The organism is Amycolatopsis sp. NPDC051372, assembly GCF_040682095.1.
Lineage (GTDB): Bacteria > Actinomycetota > Actinomycetes > Mycobacteriales > Pseudonocardiaceae > Amycolatopsis.
Genome location: NZ_JBFBAF010000003.1, coordinates 328527 through 346107, shown reverse-complemented (window position 1 = coordinate 346107; position 17581 = coordinate 328527). Strand labels below are relative to the sequence as shown.

The 17581-nt window shown below is 69.2% G+C and carries 21 protein-coding genes; 4 read left to right on the top strand and 17 right to left on the bottom strand.

Annotated elements, in window-relative coordinates:
• Positions 1-103: 103 nt before the first annotated feature.
• The 15 genes from AB0M56_RS07340 to AB0M56_RS07270 all read right to left on the bottom strand — a co-directional run bounded on the left by AB0M56_RS07340 (position 104) and on the right by AB0M56_RS07270 (position 12500).
• Positions 104-433 (bottom strand): hydrogenase maturation nickel metallochaperone HypA, encoded by a 330-nt coding sequence (locus AB0M56_RS07340; protein WP_364171957.1) that lies wholly within the window; start codon positions 431-433, stop codon positions 104-106.
• Complete coding sequence (hypE, locus tag AB0M56_RS07335; RefSeq protein ID WP_364171955.1) at positions 433-1509, bottom strand: hydrogenase expression/formation protein HypE; 1077 nt, start codon at positions 1507-1509, stop codon at positions 433-435. Before hypE ends, AB0M56_RS07340 begins: the two co-directional genes overlap by 1 nt.
• Positions 1506-2633, bottom strand: coding sequence for a hydrogenase formation protein HypD (hypD, locus tag AB0M56_RS07330; RefSeq protein WP_364171954.1), 1128 nt, complete (start codon positions 2631-2633; stop codon positions 1506-1508). The genes hypE and hypD overlap by 4 nt, the downstream gene beginning before the upstream one ends.
• A 16-nt stretch (positions 2634-2649) precedes the next feature.
• Positions 2650-2922, bottom strand: coding sequence for a HypC/HybG/HupF family hydrogenase formation chaperone (hypC, locus tag AB0M56_RS07325; protein WP_364171952.1), 273 nt, complete (start codon positions 2920-2922; stop codon positions 2650-2652).
• Between the two features lie 112 nt (positions 2923-3034).
• A complete protein-coding gene (locus AB0M56_RS07320) occupies positions 3035-3535 on the bottom strand; it encodes a hydrogenase maturation protease (protein WP_364171950.1) in 501 nt (166 codons plus the stop codon).
• Complete coding sequence (locus AB0M56_RS07315) at positions 3532-4869, bottom strand: hypothetical protein (protein ID WP_364171948.1); 1338 nt, start codon at positions 4867-4869, stop codon at positions 3532-3534. Before AB0M56_RS07315 ends, AB0M56_RS07320 begins: the two co-directional genes overlap by 4 nt.
• Positions 4866-5504, bottom strand: coding sequence for a DUF6084 family protein (locus AB0M56_RS07310; RefSeq protein WP_364171947.1), 639 nt, complete (start codon positions 5502-5504; stop codon positions 4866-4868). The genes AB0M56_RS07315 and AB0M56_RS07310 overlap by 4 nt, the downstream gene beginning before the upstream one ends.
• A complete protein-coding gene (locus tag AB0M56_RS07305; protein WP_364171946.1) occupies positions 5497-6114 on the bottom strand; it encodes a DUF5947 family protein in 618 nt (205 codons plus the stop codon). Before AB0M56_RS07305 ends, AB0M56_RS07310 begins: the two co-directional genes overlap by 8 nt.
• Positions 6111-6677: a NifU family protein gene (locus tag AB0M56_RS07300; protein ID WP_364171944.1), complete on the bottom strand. Its 567-nt coding sequence runs from the start codon at positions 6675-6677 to the stop codon at positions 6111-6113. The genes AB0M56_RS07305 and AB0M56_RS07300 overlap by 4 nt, the downstream gene beginning before the upstream one ends.
• Before the next feature lie 3 nt (positions 6678-6680).
• Complete coding sequence (locus AB0M56_RS07295) at positions 6681-8471, bottom strand: nickel-dependent hydrogenase large subunit (RefSeq protein ID WP_364171942.1); 1791 nt, start codon at positions 8469-8471, stop codon at positions 6681-6683.
• Between the two features lie 13 nt (positions 8472-8484).
• Complete coding sequence (locus tag AB0M56_RS07290; protein WP_364171941.1) at positions 8485-9534, bottom strand: hydrogenase expression protein HypE; 1050 nt, start codon at positions 9532-9534, stop codon at positions 8485-8487.
• Positions 9531-10223, bottom strand: coding sequence for an SIS domain-containing protein (locus AB0M56_RS07285; protein WP_364171939.1), 693 nt, complete (start codon positions 10221-10223; stop codon positions 9531-9533). The genes AB0M56_RS07290 and AB0M56_RS07285 overlap by 4 nt, the downstream gene beginning before the upstream one ends.
• A 19-nt stretch (positions 10224-10242) precedes the next feature.
• The gene (locus AB0M56_RS07280; protein ID WP_220247300.1) at positions 10243-10431 is read right to left on the bottom strand and encodes a HypC/HybG/HupF family hydrogenase formation chaperone; all 189 of its coding nucleotides are present in this window, start codon (positions 10429-10431) and stop codon (positions 10243-10245) included.
• Between the two features lie 47 nt (positions 10432-10478).
• The gene (locus AB0M56_RS07275) at positions 10479-11093 is read right to left on the bottom strand and encodes an SIS domain-containing protein (protein WP_364171937.1); all 615 of its coding nucleotides are present in this window, start codon (positions 11091-11093) and stop codon (positions 10479-10481) included.
• A gap of 354 nt (positions 11094-11447) precedes the next feature.
• Entirely contained in the window at positions 11448-12500 is a 1053-nt protein-coding gene (locus AB0M56_RS07270; RefSeq protein ID WP_364171935.1) for a tetratricopeptide repeat protein, read from the bottom strand.
• 171 nt (positions 12501-12671) lie between these two features.
• On the opposite strand from AB0M56_RS07270, the gene AB0M56_RS07265 reads away from it, so the two are divergent.
• From AB0M56_RS07265 to AB0M56_RS07250, 4 genes are all read left to right on the top strand, one after another.
• The gene (locus AB0M56_RS07265) at positions 12672-13328 is read left to right on the top strand and encodes an HNH endonuclease family protein (protein ID WP_364171933.1); all 657 of its coding nucleotides are present in this window, start codon (positions 12672-12674) and stop codon (positions 13326-13328) included.
• A 194-nt stretch (positions 13329-13522) separates the two neighbouring features.
• Positions 13523-13972, top strand: a complete 450-nt coding sequence (locus tag AB0M56_RS07260; protein ID WP_364171931.1) for a hypothetical protein — start codon at positions 13523-13525, stop codon at positions 13970-13972.
• Between the two features lie 38 nt (positions 13973-14010).
• Entirely contained in the window at positions 14011-14673 is a 663-nt protein-coding gene (locus AB0M56_RS07255; RefSeq protein WP_364171929.1) for an alpha/beta hydrolase, read from the top strand.
• A 114-nt stretch (positions 14674-14787) separates the two neighbouring features.
• Complete coding sequence (locus AB0M56_RS07250) at positions 14788-15534, top strand: 3D domain-containing protein (RefSeq protein WP_364171927.1); 747 nt, start codon at positions 14788-14790, stop codon at positions 15532-15534.
• A gap of 542 nt (positions 15535-16076) precedes the next feature.
• Here the strand turns inward: AB0M56_RS07250 and AB0M56_RS07245 are convergent.
• Both AB0M56_RS07245 and AB0M56_RS07240 read right to left on the bottom strand, forming a co-directional pair.
• On the bottom strand, positions 16077-17057 hold the full coding sequence (locus tag AB0M56_RS07245) for an aldo/keto reductase (RefSeq protein WP_364171926.1): 981 nt from the start codon (positions 17055-17057) through the stop codon (positions 16077-16079).
• Between the two features lie 39 nt (positions 17058-17096).
• Positions 17097-17519 (bottom strand): ATP-binding protein, encoded by a 423-nt coding sequence (locus AB0M56_RS07240; protein ID WP_364171924.1) that lies wholly within the window; start codon positions 17517-17519, stop codon positions 17097-17099.
• Positions 17520-17581: the final 62 nt, after the last annotated feature.

The window sequence follows — 17581 nt, the reverse complement described above, 5'->3', positions numbered from 1 at the left end:
AGTGTGAGAACCCTCCGCGTGCGAATGGTCCGCCGCGTGCGAATGAGCATCAGCGTGCGAATGAACCGAAGCCGAGTCCGAACAACCACACGTCGCACACACCTCAAACCACCTCCACGGATTTGATGCGCAGCTGCCGCCCCGCCAGCACCTCGACGTTCGCGCTGCCGCACGCGCACAGCAGGATCGGGTCGTCGATCCCGAACTCCGCCCCGCAGTCACGGCACGCGGCCCGCCCGGGCGGTTCGTCGATCTCCAACTCCGCGCCCTGCAACGACGTCCCCTCGCAAACCACGTCGAAGCAGAACCGCACGCTGTCCGGCACCACGCCGGACAGCCGCCCGATCTCCAACCGCACACTGCGCACGGCCTGCCAACCCAGCCGCGAGACGATCGCGTCCACGACGCTTTGCGTGATCGACATCTCGTGCACTAGCAGATCCTCGGCAGCGGGTCGCCCACCAGCATGTCCACGATCCGCGTGCCGCCGAACGCGGTGTTCAGCAGCACCAGGCCCGGCGGGTCGTCGGCGACGCGGCCGATCACCGCCGCCTCCGCGCCGAGCGGGTGCGAACGCAGCGCGGCCAGCGCGGCGTCGACCTGGGCGCCGTCGACGAACGTCACGATCCGGCCCTCGCACGCCACGTACAGCGGGTCGATGCCCAGCAGCTCCGACGCGCCGCGCACTTCGTCGCGCACGGGCACGGCGTTCTCGTCCACGATCACCGAAACCTGCGCGCCGGCCGCGACCTCGTTGAGGATCGTTGCCACGCCGCCGCGGGTCGCGTCGCGCATCGAACGCACCCCGGGCACCGCCGCGAGCAGCCCCGCCACCAGCCCGTGGACGGGCGCGGTGTCCGATTCGATGTCGGCGTCGATGTCCAGCTCGCCACGGGCCAGCATGATCGTGACGCCGTGGTCCCCGATCGGCCCCGACACCAGCACCGCGTCGCCCGGCCGAACCGAGGAAACGCCCAGTCCCGAACGGATCGAGACGCCGATGCCGGCGGTGTTGATGTACACGCCGTCGCCCTTGCCGCGCTGCACGACCTTCGTGTCCCCGGTGACGATCTGCACGTCGGCCGCGAGCGCCGCCTCCTTCATCGAGTCGACGATCTTCAGCAGGTCCTCGACCGGGAACCCTTCCTCGAGGATGAACCCGGCCGTGAGGTACAGCGGCCGTGAGCCGGACACGGCGAGGTCGTTGACCGTGCCGTTCACGGCCAGGTCGCCGATGTCGCCGCCGGGGAAGAACAGCGGCGACACCACGAACGAGTCCGTGGTCAGCGCCAGCTGCGCCCCGCCGATGGCGAGCGCGGCCGCGTCCTCCATCGGCTCCAGCAGCGGGTTGCGGAACGCGTCGAGGAACACCGCCTCGATCAGCGTGTGTGTGGCCTTGCCACCCGAGCCGTGGGACAGGGTGATGCGCTCCTCGCGCACCTTCGCGCGCCGCCGCCGGGCGCGTTCGATGCGGTCGAGCACCTGCTGCTCGCGTTCCGTGGTGGTCATGCGTGGCTCGCCTCCCGCACGCGCTTGCGGCTGAACCGGCCGAAGTTGTAGTACGCCGCGCACGCGCCTTCGGGCGAGACCATGCAGGTGCCGATCGGCGTCTCCGGCGTGCACGCCGTGCCGAACACTTTGCACTCCCACGGCTTCAGCACGCCCTTGAGCACCTCACCGCACTGGCACGCCTTGGGATCCGCCACCCGCACGCCCGGCACGTCGAAGAGGCGCTCGGCGTCGAACGCCGCGTACTTCTCACGCACGCGCATCGCCGAGTGCGAGATGAACCCGAGCCCGCGCCACTCGAAGTACGGCCGCAGCTCCATCACCTCGTTGATCACCTTGAGCGCGACGAGGTTGCCGTCCCACGGCACCACGCGCGAGTACTGGTTCTCCACCTCGGCGCGGCCTTCGGACAGCTGCACCATCAACAGGTAGATCGACTGCAGGATGTCCAGCGGCTCGAACCCGGCCACCACCACGGGCTTGCCGTAGTCGCGCGCGATGAACTCGTACGGCCGGCAGCCGATCACCGTCGAGACGTGGCCCGGGCCGAGGAACCCGTCGAGCCGCAGGTCGGGTGAGTCGAGGATGGCCTTGATGGCCGGCACGATCGTCACGTGGTTGGCGAACACCGAGAAGTTCGGGAGGCCCTCGTCGGCCGCGCGCAGCAGCGTCATCGCGGTCGACGGCGTGGTCGTCTCGAACCCGATGGCCATGAAGACCACCTGCAGGTCTGGGTTCTGCCGGGCGATCTTCAGCGAGTCGAGCGGCGAGTACACCATCCTGATGTTGGTGCCCTCGGCGTTGGAGTCGAAGAAGTTGCCGCCCGAACCCGGCACGCGCATCATGTCGCCGAACGAGGTCATCAGCACCCCGGGCCGGCGCGCGATGCTGATCGCGTCGTCGATCCGGCCCATCGGGATCACGCACACCGGGCAGCCCGGGCCGTGCACGAGCTCGACGCTCTCGGGCAGGTAATCCTCGAGGCCGTGCTTGTAGATCGTGTGCGTGTGGCCCCCGCACACCTCCATGAACTTGTAGTGCCTGCCGGGCTCGCACAGCGCGGTGATCTTCGCGGACAGCGCCCGCGCCTTGTCCGCGTCCCGGAACTCGTCGACGAACCGCATGGTTCCTCCTGATCGATCAGTCGATCCGAGATTCGAGGAGGGCGGTCATCTCGTCCTCGTACGCCTTCCCGATGCTCTCCAGGAACTCCAGCGCCGCGGCGGCCTCCTCCTCGTCAATTTTTGAAAGTGCGAACCCGACGTGGATGAGGATCCACTCACCCGGCGCGGGTGGGTCGTCGGCGAGCAGGCCGATGTTGATGGCCCGCTTCACCCCGCACACCGAGACTTTCGCGAGGTCCGGACGCTCCTCGCTGATCTCGATGATCTCGCCCGGAATGCCGAGGCACACGGCTATTTCCGGCTCATGTCGACGTAACGCTGCACGTCCGGCTTCACCAGCCGGGCGACCCACGCCACCACACCGATGAGCACGATCAGCAGCAGCACCCGCTTGAACATGGTCAGACCTCCGTCTTGAGGGAGTCTTGGGGGAGACGTGGGGTGCTGCCCCACGCCAGTTCCTTCACCGCACGCACGGCCGCGGGCACGGCCGCCGCGACCTCCTTGCTGAGCCCGATCCCGGACTCGACCGACTTCGGCTCGCAGCCCACGATCAGCACGCGCCCCGCGTCGCCGCCGAGCAGCCGCAGCAGTCGGAACACGGCTTCGGGCTGCATGCCGTGGGCGTCGATCACGGGCGCCGAAGCCATGGCGTCCACGTCGGCCTCGATCAGCGACAACGTGCCCGGCTCGACCCCGTGCGGCGTCGCGTCGAGCAGGATCGTGGTGTCGTAGCCGCCGAGCAGGTCGTAGGCCAGGTGCAGGCCGGAGACGCCGTAGTCGGCGATCTGCACCCACTCCGGCAGCTCTTCGTGTTCGAGCCGCTTGAGCACTTCGACGCCGAAGCCGTCGTCGCCGAGGAAGATGTTGCCGATCCCCGCCACCAGCACCTGTGGTCTCATGTCGGCTCCAGCTCGTCGGGGGAGAAGTAGCGGAAGCGGCCGTGGGCGTTCTGCAGGTCGGAGCCCGGGTCGTCGTCGAGGGTCACGGCCACGTGCGTGGTTCCGTCCACATCGGACAGCACGGCGCGCACGGTGGCGACGCGGCCGGTGAGGAACATGTCCTGGGCGTCGGCGCCACGCAGGTTCGGGTGCAGCCGCACGCGGGAGCCCGCGGCCACGCGGACGCCGGCGACCACGACGCCGTCGGTCTCCGGGGAGACGGACGAGTCGGCTCCGGGATCCCACCACGGCACAGGGTTCATGGGTGAAGCAGGGTTCGCCGGCAGATCGGTTTCCTCGCCGGTCACCGAACGCAGGTACCGCACCGTCCCGTGCAGCCGGTCGAGCAGCTCCTGCGGCAGGTCGTCCACGCGGTCCAGCAGCGCGGCCGCCCGGGGATCCGTCGCGCGGGCCTGGCGTTTCTCCTCGTCGGTGAGCGCCATCGTGCGCAGCGTCAGGATCTCGTCGATCTCCGTGCCGTCGAAGAGCTCACCAGGGCTTTCGGGCGCGATCGACGGGTCGTCGTAGAGGACGATGGGGGACGCCAGCATCACCCCGCTTCGCGACGACCCGCCGATCAGCACCGGCCACACGCGCTCGTTCACACACGCCTCGACGGCCGGCTTCGCCCATTCGGGCGGGTCGAGCATCGAGAGGAAGTGGCCCGAGTCCACCGCCAGGATCACGTGCGCCGCGAGCAACGCCCTGCGCAGCGCTGATTCGCGGACGCCGTCCGACGGCCACGTACTCGTGTTGCGCAGGTCCAGTCGCAGCCGCGTGCCGCCGAAGGGGCCGTCGAGCGCGTCGAGGCGAGCCGTGAGCAGACCGGTCAGCTCGCCGGAGCGGCGCACGAGCGTGCAGTGGTCGCCCACGCACTCGCGCGTCTCGGCCGGCGGCGCGGAGAACGGCAGCTCCACGGGCTGGGCGAGCAGCTCGGCCACGGGGACCACGAAGTTCAGCTCGTGCTCCACGGCTTCGTCCCACGTCGTGTAGTCCTTGCCGGCCACGGTCACGGAGTCGACGAATCCGTGGCCGTCGTGCACCAGGCGTTCCTGGGCCTGCAGGAACCGCAGTGTCAGGTGCACCGAGGTGTGCTTGCGGGGCTCCAGCAGGCACTCCGTGCGCGAAGTCGCGTAGTCGCCGCGCTCCTCCGACGCGTACAAAGGCGGCATCAGCACACCCCACTGCCAGCGCACCCGGTTCTTCCGCGCCGACGCGCGGTACGGATAGAGCAGGTACCCCTCGTACAGCACGGCGTCGCCGACGGCGCGAGCCTGGTCGAACACGCTGGTCACGGGCCATCACCCACGTTCGTCAGCAGGTGCTCCATCGCCGCGTCCCACGTCGGGATGGCGTGGCGCGACTTGTACCGCAGCAGCGCGTCGACGGTCTCCCGGTGCAGCTTCAGCCACGCGACGTTGGGGAAGTACTGGTTCATCAGCTCGTCCCACGCGGCGATCGGCATCCGGCACTCGGCTTCGGTGTGCCACGGCACCGGCTCGACCCAGAACCCCGGACCACCCTTCGCGAACACCGTGCCGCTGAACAGCAGCACGAGTGGGACCACACCGTCGGCGAGCGCGTGGAAGTACTTGCCGGCGGCCACTTCCAGGTCGTACGTGCAGGGCACCTCGAGCTGGAACTCCGTGGTGCGCGTGAAGCTCGGCACCATCACCGCCACGGTCGCGAACTGGAATGGCCGCAGCGTCTCGCCCCACCGCGCCGGGTCACCGAACAGGTTCGTGAGCAGTTCCGACTCCCCGCTGCTGTAGCGGCGCCGCTGCGGTTCGATCCGCAGCTGCACCCGCAGCACCAGCGCGTGGATCGGCTGGGCGGTGAGCTCGGTGATCTTCATGCTGAACGCGAGCGTCGGCGACGCCGCGTACTTCACCGGGCGCACGTCCAGGCAGTCGAAGGTGAGCTCAGCCATCCGCGGCGACCTCTCCGCGGGCGCGAAGGTCGGCGAAGAAGCGGTCGATGGCTTCGTGCGCTTCGGCGCCGCCGTCGAATCCGCGCCAGTGCAGGCGGACCAGGCCGACGAGCTCATAACACACGTCGATGGGCACGAGGAAGGCCTCGAACCCGACGTCGTGCTTGTTGATCAGCACCGCCTCCACGTCGGGGGCCACGGTGGCGAACTCGGGCTCCTCCTGCAGCAGCTCCGTCCACGTGTCCAACGGCAGCAGCGACTCCGTCGCGCCGGCCGGGCTCGGGTAGAACGCGACCGCGCGCTCCTGCATCGAGTTGTAGAAGAGGAACGCCATCCGCACGGGGATCCCGGCCGTCTCCCACAGCGCCGAGCCCGCCGCGAACCGCGCGGCGTGCCGGTACCGCGTCGGCACCGCGCGGTGCCGGTGGCCGCCTGCACCGGTGTGCGTGAACAGCAGATAACAGCCCCGGCAGGTGCACATGATGATGCGGGATTCGAGGTCGATCACATGCCCGTGGCCGACGCCGATCGGCTCCGTGCACAGCTCGCACCTCTCACCGCGCGCCGGTCGCTCGGCCGGCGTCAGGAACTTGCGCAGACCGCCCGTCATGCCTGCTCCAGGGGGACCGGGCACTCGACTGTTTCGAGCGGCAGCAGCGGACGTCCGCCGGGGCCGGTCGGTTCGGGCACCACCCCGGCCACGACGACGTCGGTGAGCTCCGGCGCGGCCTCGCGCACCACGCGTTCGATCGCCATCTTCGCCGTGACGGTCGAGGACGGGCAGCCGTCGCACGTGCCCTGCAGCTGCAGCCGCAGCACGCCTTCGGCGTCGATGCCGACGATGTCGACGTCTCCGGAGTGCGAACCCAGGTACGGCCGCACCTCGTCGAGCGCCTCGCTGACGCGGTCCAAAGTGGACTTCGGGTGCAGGTCGTGGAGGACCAGCAGGCCCCGCACGTGGTCGTCGCCGGCGAGGCGCTCCAGCAGCACCTCGCCGGCGACGTCCTTTCGCAGGACGGACACGATCGTCGTCAGGCCGGCGCCGTAGAACTCGAGCAGCGTGTGGACAAGGTCCTCGGCCTTGTCCGCCACGGTGCCGCCCGCCTCCGCCGCGAGCTCACCGAGGAGCTGCTCGATGCGTTCGCCGACCTGGCCGATGTCGCGCTCCGTCATGGTTCAGAACACCTCTCCGCCGAACGCGTGGGGGGTGTGGATCCGGTCGAGCGTTTTGCCCTTGCCGGTGTACATGTGCACGCCGCACGGCAGGCAGGGGTCGAAGCTGCGCACGGTGCGCATGATGTCGATGCCCTTGAAGTTCTCCTGCGTGTTCTCCTCGAAGATCGGCGTGTTCTGCACCGCGTCCTCGTACGGGCCCGGCGTGCCGAAGGAGTCGCGCACGCTGCCGTTCCACGGCGTCGGCGGGTACGGGTGGTAGTTCGCGATCTTGCCGCCCTTGATCACCATGTGGTGCGAAAGGACCCCGCGCACCGCCTCGGTGAACCCGCACGACACGCCTTCCTCAGGCACCTTGAACGGCTCCCACGTCTTCGTGTTGCCGCCGCGGACCTCGGCGAGCGCTTGCTCACAGAAGTGCAGCGCGAGCCCGGCCGCGTAGGCCTGGAAGTACGTGCGCGCTCGGTTGCGCTCGAGCGCGTTGCTCCACTTCGGGATCTTCCACTCGAAGCTGACCTCGGGTTTCGTCGCCGTGCGCGGGAGGTTGATCACCACGCTGTGGCCGGTGGACTTCACGTAGTCGGTGTCCACGAGGCCGGCCAGCGCCGTGACCCACAGCCGGGCGATCGGGCCGCCGCCGGTGTCGAGCGCGAGGTGGTCGGTGCCGTCGAACCAGCGCGGCGACATCGTCCACGAGTACTTGTCGTCGAAGTCGCGCTTCTGCGGGCGCGGGATCGTGTGCTGGTTCCACGGGTGGCGCGCGTCCACCGGGTTGCCCAGCGGGTCGTGCGTCACGAACTTCTCCATGCCCTCCCAGTCTTCGTAGAAGGACGAGCCGAGCAGGATCCGGATGCCGAGGTTGATGTCGAGCAGGCTCGTGGTGACCAGCTTGCCGTCGACGACCACGCCGGGCGTGACGAACATCTTGCGGCCCCACGACTCCATGTTCTCGTAGGTGAAGTCGCAGTACTGCGGGTCGTTGAGGCTGCCCCAGCAGCCGAGCAGGATGCGCCGGCGGCCGACCTCTTCGTAACCGGGGATGGCTTCGTAGAAGAAGTCGAACAGGTCGTCGTGCATCGGCAGGCAGCGCTTCATGAACTCGACGTAGCGCATCAGCCGGGTGAGGTAGTCGGTGAACAGCTGCACCGTTGCGATCGTCCCGACGCCGCCCGGGTACAAAGTGGACGGATGGACGTGGCGGCCTTCCATGAGGCAGAACATCTCGCGCGTGGAACGGCTGACCTGCAGGGCCTCGCGGTAGAACTCGCCCTCCAACGGGTTGAGCGAGCGCATGATGTCGCCGATGGTCTTGTACCCGTGGTCACGCGCGTGCGGCGCCTCGGTGCGGTTGGCCAGCTCCAGCACGCCGGGGTTGGTCTCGGCCACCATCTTCGCGCAGTAGTCGACGCCGACGAGGTTCTCCTGGAAGATGTTGTGGTCGAACATGTACTCGGCGGCTTCACCGAGGTTGATGATCCATTCGCCGAGGTGCGGCGGGCGTACACCGTAGGCCATGTTCTGGTTGTAGACCGAGCACGTGGCGTGGTTGTCGCCGCAGATCCCGCAGATGCGGCTGGTGATGAAGTGCGCGTCGCGCGGGTCCTTGCCCTTCATGAAGATGCTGTAGCCGCGGAAGACCGAAGACGTGCTGTGGCACTCCACGACCTTCTTGGCCGCCCAGTCGATCTTCGTGTAGATCCCGAGGCTGCCTACGATGCGCGTGATCGGGTCCCACGCCATCTCGACGAGGTCGGTCTCGGCCTTGCCGCCGCTCTTCGGCTGTGTCTGCGTCATGTCCCCAGTCCCTTCAGCGCCAGGAGGAGCGGTAGCCGGTCTCGAGCTGCTTGCCCTTGTGCCGCCACCTGGGTTCGGCGTCGGCCTTGCGTTCGGTGATCTTGCGCAGGCGCCGGATCACCGAGCCGTACGCGCCGCTCGCGATCGAGGAGACGTGCGCGCCGGGCGGTTCGTCCATGAACGGCATGAACTTGTCCGGGAAGCCGGGCATGGTGCAGCCGATGCAGATGCCGCCGACGTTCGGGCAGCCGCCCACACCGTTGATCCAGCCGCGCTTGGGCACGTTGCACTTCACGACCGGGCCCCAGCAGCCGAGCTTCACCAGGCACTTCGGCGAGTCGTACTCCTCGGCGAACTGACCCTGCTCGTAGTAGCCGGCTCGATCGCACCCCTCGTGGACGGTCGCGCCGAAGAGCCACTGTGGACGAAGGTGGTCGTCGAGCGGGATCATCGGCGCGTGGCCGGCGGCCTGGTAGAGCAGGTAGGTGAGCGTTTCGGAGAAGTTGTCGGGGTGCGTCGGGCAGCCCGGGATGCAGACGATCGGCAGGCCGGCGCCGGACTTCCAGTCCCAGCCCAGGTAGTCGGGCACGCCCATCGCGCCCGTCGGGTTGCCCTCCATGGCGTGGATGCCGCCGTACGCGGCGCAGGTGCCGGCCGCGACCACGGCGAGTGCCTTGGGCGCCAGGCGATCGAGCCATTCGCTGGTGGTCATCGGCTGGCCGGTGGCGGGATTGTTGCCGAAGCCGCACCAGTAGCCCTCGGCCTTGATGGCCTCGTTGGGAATCGACCCCTCCACGACCAGCACGAACGGTTCCAGCTCGCCGCGGTCGGCCTTGTAGAACCACTCGATGAACGTGTCGGCGCCCTTGTCCGGACCGCACTCGAAGTCGATCAGCGGCCAGTGCACCTGGATCTTCGGCAGGCCGGGCAGCGCGCCGAGCACGATCTCCTCGATGCTCGGCTGCGTCGCGGCGGTCAGCGCGACCGAGTCGCCGTCGCAGGACAGTCCGGCGTTGATCCACAGGATGTGGATGGGCTTCTCTTCTTCTTGGGCGTGGGTCACGGCTGTTCACCCTCGAGGTCGTCGAGCGCACCGAGGGTGAGTTCCCACAGTGCGTGGTAAAGGGTCGTCTGGGCTTCTTGGATGCGGTGCACGGAAGGCGACGGCACCACGAAGAGGTGGTCGATCGAGCGCAGTTCGGCCATCTTGCCGCCGTCGTACCCGGCGATGCCGACGGTGACGAGGCCTCGGCGCGCGGCCTCGTCGAACGCGGACAGCAGGTTCGCCGAGTTCCCGCTGGTCGACAGGCCCACGGCGATGTCGCCGCGGCGGCCGAACGCGGCGACCTGCCGGGAGAACACGACGTCGAACCCGATGTCGTTGGACAGGGCGGTGATCACCGCGATGTCGTTGGTGAGGCCGAACGCGGGCAGTGGCCTCGCGTTGCAGTCGGGGCTGTCGGGGCTGAGGAACAGGCTCGCGAGGTCCTGCGCGTCGGTGGAGCTGCCGCCGTTGCCGAAGGCCAGCAACCGGCCACCGCCGGCGAACGCCTGCGCGAGGTCGCGCGCGCACGCGGCGAGGCGCTCGCCGTCGGTCTCGAGAACCTGGCGGCGCAGTGCGACGATCTCGCGGGCTTTCTCCACTGTGGACTGCCGGACCTGGGTCAGGACGGCATCGAGATCGCTCGTACCCGAATACAGGAACGGGTACAGCTCCTCCAGTCCACTCGCGCCCACGGAATCCCTTGCCATGGCCGCTCAACTCCCTCGGCTATTCGGGAATCTCCAGACGTGCGATGGCTTCGCCGGCGTGGACGAGGATGCGATCGCCGACACCGGCTTGCACCAGTGCGACGCTCACTTCTTCCCTGCCCTGGCCGGTATCCACGACTGCGAACCCGAGGTCCAGGAGTTCGACGACGGTCACTTCGACCGCGATATCGGAACAGGTGATGCACACCCCGTCGTGACAGGCGGGGGCCGGTGCTCTGTCGGCGTCACGGGCGTTCATGACGCCACCTCCGGTGCGAGGACACCGGGCTGCTCGAAGAACACGTGCACGAGTTCCCACAAGACGTGGTAGGTCGTGACGTGGATTTCCTTGACCACGCGGGGGTCGTCGGAGCGCGCTCGTAGCACGTGGTCGGCTGTGATGGTGCCCGGGCCGGTCCCGCCCGTGAGCGCGATGGTGAGCATCCCCAGCTCACGGGCGGCTTCGAGGCCTCGCTGGACGTTGGCGCAGTCGCCGTCGGACGAGATGCCGAGCGCGATGTCCTGCGGCTCGGCCAGGAACTTGATCTGGTAGGCGAAAATCTCGTTGAGCCCTTGTCGGTTCGCGACGCTGGTGAGGGTCGCGACGTCGGCCGTCAGCGAAATCGCCGGCAACGCCCGCTTCCCGACGATCACGGGGTGCACGAACTCCACGGCCACGTGCTGCGCGTCGGTGCCCGCGCCCCCGTTTCCGAACACCACGAGCTTCCCGCCGCGGTGGAACCGCAGCGCCATCCCGTGACACGCCTGGGCTACCGCCTCCGCCTGCCCGCCCAGCTCTCCACCCGGCGCGACGCGGCGCTCGAAAAGCGCCGCCACCGCACCGGGAGAAGTACTCGGAGAGCCGACCATGGCCGCACTTCCCTGCGCTCGGTGGTGGGAGCAGTCCTGTCTCACACTAGAGCTGTGAGTTGGATCACACAATAGATCGCGGTGGTGGGCAGTAATTCACCCGAGTGGCGGCTGACGTTGATCTTGGTTGTTTGACCTATCCACAACCGCTTGGAGCTGTGGACAACTGCCCCCTCGGGCGTTGTTTTCCCGGAATGGTCGGTGGGGGCCGATAAAATGGGACGGGGACGCCCCCCAGGGAGGGCGGGGGCTGTGTGTCTCTGCCCGGGCGGCTGAGCGTCTCCGCTCGGCGGCTGAGCGTCTCCGTCAAGCGGCTGAACGGGGCCCGTGCCCAGCCGGTCCCCGAACCCGTCGTCAAGCGCGGTCATGCTCCCCCTGAGACTCCTCCGCCCGCGACAACCACGTATCCGCCTCCTCCACCGCCCCGCGCGCCTGCAGCATCCGGGCCAAGCTCAACATCCCCTGCACATCCCGGGTCTCCGCCGCCGCGCGGAAGAACCGTTCCGCCTTCGCCAGCTCGTCGCGCGCCTCCGCGAGGTGCCCGAGGTTCGTGAGGGCCGGAACGCTGCCGTGCTCCGCGGCCTTGCGGTACCAAGCCGCGGCTTCGCCCTCGTCGCCGCGGTTGCGGGCCAGGACGCCGAGGTTGGTCATCGCGGCGGCGTCACCGGCTTCGGCCGCGTCGAGGTACCAGGCTTCGGCCTCGTCGACGTCGCCGCGGCGGTGCAGGAGCAGGCCCAGGCGGACGGTGGCCTCGACGTTGCCGGAGGTCGCGCCCTGGCGGTACCAGGATTCGGCGTCCTGGAGCTTGCCGAAGCGTTCGGACTGGCGGCCGAGCAGGCACGTCGCCGAGAGGTCCCCGTCGGAGAGGGCCTCGCGCCACCAGCGCGTGGCCTCGCTGTAGCGGCCGCGTTCGCGCATGACGATGCCGACGTCGATCATCGCGGACGTGTTGCCCGCGCTCGCGGCGCGGCGGCACCAGTCCTCGGCCTCGTCGTAGCGGCCGCGTTCGGCGAGCAGGTGCCCGAGCGCGCCCATCGCGTCGACGTCACCGGTCACGGCGGCCTCGTGGAACCAGTACTCGGCGTCCTCGACGCGGCCGCGCCGTTCGTACGCGCGCCCGAGCCCCAGCATCCCGCGCGGCTCGCCGGCGTGGGCGGCCTCGTGGTACCAGCGTTCGGCTTCGTCGAGCACGCCGCGCTCGGCCAGGAGGTTCGCCAGCGCGGTCATCGCGATGCGGTCGCCGCCGGCCGCGGCGCGGCGGAACCACGTCTCGGCCTCCGCCTGCTCACCGCGTTCGCGCAGCGCCGCTCCGAGGCGTGTCATCGCGACGACGTTGCCCCCTTCCGCGGCCTTGCGCTGCAGGTAGTCGTCGACGCGCGAGTTCCACTTCCGCAGCCGCCCGCTCATCGGCCACGCTCCCTTCCGCCTACCCCCACCCCGGTAGTCGCTCCGCGCACCGCGGACGTGACACCGTGGTCCCGGACACGGTTCGCGCGCAGCTGAGAGTGTCGGCGCGGTCACGGGCCTCGCGCCGGGCATACTGCCGCCTCCCGAACCCGTCGAGAGGATCGCGCGCGCATGGCCCGGACGTTTCCCACCCAGCGGATCCTGCTGGTCGTCGTGGTTCTCGTGGTGGCCGTCGCCGGGATCTGGTACGCCGGGCGGCAAAGCGGCGCCGACCCCACGGGAGCCGCACCCGCCGATGTCACGCAGCAGCTGGCCGAGCTGAAAATCGCGCCGCGCACGTCGATGTCCGGCTACTCCCGTGACAAATTCCCGCACTGGGACAACCAGGGGCACAACTGCAACACGCGCGAGCTCGTGCTCAAGCGCGACGGCAAGGACGTGAAGGCCGGCGCCGACTGCAACCCGACGTCCGGCACCTGGTTCAGCGTCTACGACGCCGAGACCTGGACCAAACCCGGCGACGTCGACATCGACCACATGGTGCCCTTGGGCCAGGCCTGGGCCAGCGGCGCGCGCGACTGGCCCCAGGACAAACGCGAGCAGTTCGCCAACGACCTCACGCGCCCTCAGCTGTTCGCCGTGACGGACAACCTCAACCAGCAGAAGAGTGACAAGGCACCCGACGAGTGGAAGCCGCCGCTGGTGTCGTTCTGGTGCACCTACGCGACGGACTGGGTGACCGTGAAGCACTTCTACGGCCTCACCATCACGACGGGGGAGAAGACGGCGCTGCAGGACATGCTGCGCCGCTGCCCGGCTGCGAGCTGATCTCCGTCGCGGGACCCCTCCCGGCTCGAACCCGGCATCGGTAAGCAACCGAATGGAGCTGGGGATGGGGATCTTTTCACGTCGTTCGAACCGCGGGGACGCGTTCGAGCTGGCGATGAGCCTGTGGCGCCAAGGCCGCGGCGAGGAAGCCGCGAAGGCCTTCAAGGACGCTGTGCGCGCCGACCGGCGGGTCGGTGGACGCGCAGTTCCTCCTCGGCGCGTCGCTGCTGGAGTCCGGTGACGTCAAGGCGTCGATCGCGCCGTTGACGAGGTGCGTCGAGCTGGCGCCTGACCACTCCGACGGGCACAACACGCTCGCCATGGCGCTCGGCCGGCTCGGCCGGACTGGCGAAGCCGAGGTCCACCTCGCGCACGCCGCGTACCTCAAACACCCGCAGGCGCCGGAAACCCTGCGCGGGATGGGGCTGGGCTACTGCCGCCGGTGCGGTGACCCGGTCGAACGCGAGGAGCCCTCGGACGCCGACCTCCGGTTGCACGGACCGCGGGTGGGCATGGAGTGTCTGAGCTGTCCGACGGTGTTGTGCGTGAGTTGTGTGCTCGGCAACGGTGCGAGCGGAGTCGCACCGACGCGCCCGGTGTGTGGTGGCACGTTGCGGGCGCTGCGGACGGATTCTGAGCTGTAGCGGCGGAATTGTCAGGCCCCTCGGTTACTGTCCCCGGCATGGCGACCTTCCTCCTCATCCACGGCGGTGGCGGCAGCGGCTGGGATTGGCACCTCGTCGTCGAAGAGCTGCTGCGGCGCGGCCACGAAGCGGTGGCCCCGGACCTGCCGATCGGGAACCCCGAGGCGAAGCTGGCGGACTTCGCGGCCACGGCGACCGCGGCGGTGGAGGGGAAGCCGGACATCGTCGTGGTCGGGCATTCCTACGGCGGATTCACCGCTCCCTTGGCTGCTGCGAGGCTGGAAAACGCGCGGTTGCTCGTCTTCCTCGCCGGCATGGTTCCAGCGCCCGGGGAAGCGCCGGGGCAGTGGTGGGGCAACGTCGGGTTCGAAGGCCCTGGCTCAGGGCTCACCGAGACGGAGACGTACCTCGGCGACGTCCCACCCGAGCTGGCGGCCGAAGCCTTGAGCCGCAGCCGCGACCAGCTCAGCGCGGAGTGGGACGACCCGTGGCCCGACGCGCGGCTGCCCGACATCCCCACACGCGTGCTCCTCTGCCGCGACGACAAGTTCTTCTCGCCCGAGCTGCAGCGGCGCGTCGCACGTGAGCGGCTCGGCTTCGAGGCCGACGCGATCGACGAGATCGACGGGTCCCACGGCGTCGCGCTGAGCCGTCCGGTTGAGCTGGCCGAGCGGCTCGAGCGGTATTTCGCCACGCTCTGACACCGCGGCGCCGCCAAATGGTCCAGACCTATTGACGGCGTGGCCCGGCGATCCCTAACGTCGGTCTCCCGTGCACGGTTCCTCCACCCCGGTCCCCACTGGAGGTTCCGAAAAGTGAAACTCAGAGCCCTCAGCGCCGCCGTGCTCGCGCTCGGCGCGCTCGTCACCGTCCCCGTCGCGACGGCCAGCGCCGCGACTTTGCCCGCATGCCAGCACTTCTACACCGGCCCGATCCCCGATCGCCCCGTCTCCGGCGGGCACGGCCCGGGCTCCCTCGTCGGCGCGGTCAACGTGAGCAACCGCCTGCCCGCGCCCACCGGCGTCTCCGGCGGCCTCGGCGGCGACGGCAAGGTCACCTTCACGTTCTCCCGCGTGCCGGGCGCCAAGGCCTACCGCGCGTTCCGCAACGGCCAGGCCCTGCAGTGGATCAGCGACTGGGGCCAGCCGACGCTCCAGGTCACCGACGCGAGCCCCTGTCAGAACGCCAACTACCAGCTCTACGCCATGACCGCCGAAGACAACTCACCCGGCTCGCTCGGCCAGATCTCCACGGCGTACCGCGTTTCTTCGTCCGGCGCGCTGGCCCCGTACGCCCTCGCAAAGGGCACCACGCTCAACTACCGCGTCACCGCCTACAACGACGTCGCCCAAACCGCCCTCGGCTACCAGGCCGGCCCGGGCTTCTGCGCCGTCGACGCCCGCAACATCCCTTGGGGCACCCGGATTTCCGTCCCGGGCTACGGCCACTGCTACGCGGCCGACATCGGCAGCTGGATCTCCGGCGACATCCTGGACGTCTGGCTGCCCGGCAACCAGGCCAACGACTGGGGAGTGCAGCGGCTGACGCTCACTGTCGAATAACACCGGTCAAGTAGAGCGGTGATGGGCACCTTCAGGACTCGGGTAGAAGGGCACCTTCAGGGACTCAGGTATCTGTCAGCTCAGAGGAACGTCCGCCGGTTGCTGTCAGCCGAAGGAACTCTTGCGGTCGAGCTCACCCCGTGCCACGCCAGAGACCCACCCTCCCGGGGGCCGCCCATGATCCATTCTACCGGCGCACACCGACAAAACCCGCTGCCGACAAGAGTTGTCCACAGTCGACACGAGTTGTGGACAACCGGCCTGGGTCGCCGACGAGGGCCGTTCGCGGAGGTTCATCCGCGAACGGCCACTCCCGAGTCCGACGCCTGGCCATCGGCGTGCAGCGCAAGACAGCACAGGCCGCCGGCTTTCACGCACCCACGACGGACCCGCGCAGACGATCCCGCACCACAGCGGATCCGCGCAGACGATCCCGCACTACGGCGGATCCGCGTGGGCAGTCCCGCACCACGACGGACCCGCGCAGACAATCCCGCGTCACAGCAGATCGTCACCCGACGCCCAGACGCAGCCGAACCTCATCACCACTTGTCGTGCACCAACGGCCGGATCAGCTCGTCATACGTGGCCCGCACCCCGGCCGCCGCTTCTTCCGGCAGTGGAGTCAGCCCGGCCGCAACCGTGTTCCCCCGCGCCTGCTCCGCGTTGCGCGCGCCCGGGATCACCACGGAAACGCCCAGCTGATCAAGAATCCACCGCAACGCGAATTGCGCCAGCGTCTGCCCCTCCGGTACCAGCCCCCGCAGGCGCTCCACAGCCTCCAGCCCGACCTCGAACGGCACCCCCGAAAAGGTCTCGCCGACGTCGAACGCCTCGCCGTGCCGGTTGAAGTTGCGGTGGTCGTCGGTCCCGAAGGTCGTCGCGGCCGTGTAGCGCCCGGACAGCAGACCCGACGCCAGCGGCACCCGCGCGATGATCCCCGCGCCCGTCTCCACCGCCGTCGGCAGCACGCGCTCCAGCGGCTTGAGCCGCAGGCAGTTCAGGATGATCTGCACCGAAGCGACATTCGGCCGCGAAAGCGCCGTCAATGCCTCGTCGCACGTCTCGACGCTGACGCCGTAAGCCTTGATCCGGCCCTCGTCGACCATTCGGTCCAACGCGTCATAAACGGCGTCCGACGAGTACACGGCGGTCGGCGGGCAGTGGAGCTGGACGAGGTCCAGCGTGTCCATCCCGAGGTTCCGGCGGGACCGGTCGTTCCAGTCGCGGAAGTTCTTCTCGACGTAGTTCTCGGGCACCTGCTCGGCGCGGCGGCCCATCTTCGTGGCCACGAACACGCCGTCACCACGCTCCTGGCGGAAGCGGCCGACCAGCGTCTCGCTGCGGCCGTCGCCGTAGACGTCGGCGGTGTCGAAGAACGTGACTCCCTCGTCGGCCGCCGCGTGCAGCACGCCCATGGCCTCGGATTCGTCGACGGTGCCCCAGTCGGCGCCGAGCTGCCAGCACCCGAGGCCGACGGCGGACACCTCACGCCCCAGCCGGGTGATCTTGCGAGTCTCCATACGAGCGATCCTAAGCGGACCCGGATCAACCGCGGGCACTCACGCGACCGGTCCCACCGCGAACGCTGCCCAGACGTACTTCCCGCCCGCGCACGGCTCGTAGCCCCACTCCTGCGACAGCACGTGGACGAGCTGCAGCCCTCGGCTGCGCGCCGACTCCGGTGAGGGCTCCTTGAGGCGCGGCACCTCCTGGCCGGCGTCGAAGACGCAGACCACCAGCCGTCCCTCCGACAGCCGCAGCTCCAGCCGATCCGGCCGCTCACCGTGCTCGAACGCGTTGGTCACCAGCTCTGACGTCGCCAGCAGAATGTCGTCCCGCCATTCGCAGCCCACCGCCAGCTCATCGAGCTTGGCGCGGACCGCGTGGCGGGCGATCGTGGGCGCGGTGACGTCGTCCGGGAGCGCCAGGCGCACGGTGGCGGGTGTCGTGGTGCCTCGCGTCGGCATCTTCGACGTCGTCATGGCTTCCACACCTCCCGACCTGTCCGTTACTCGCACCGGCTTACTACCCAAGCGGGGGGACC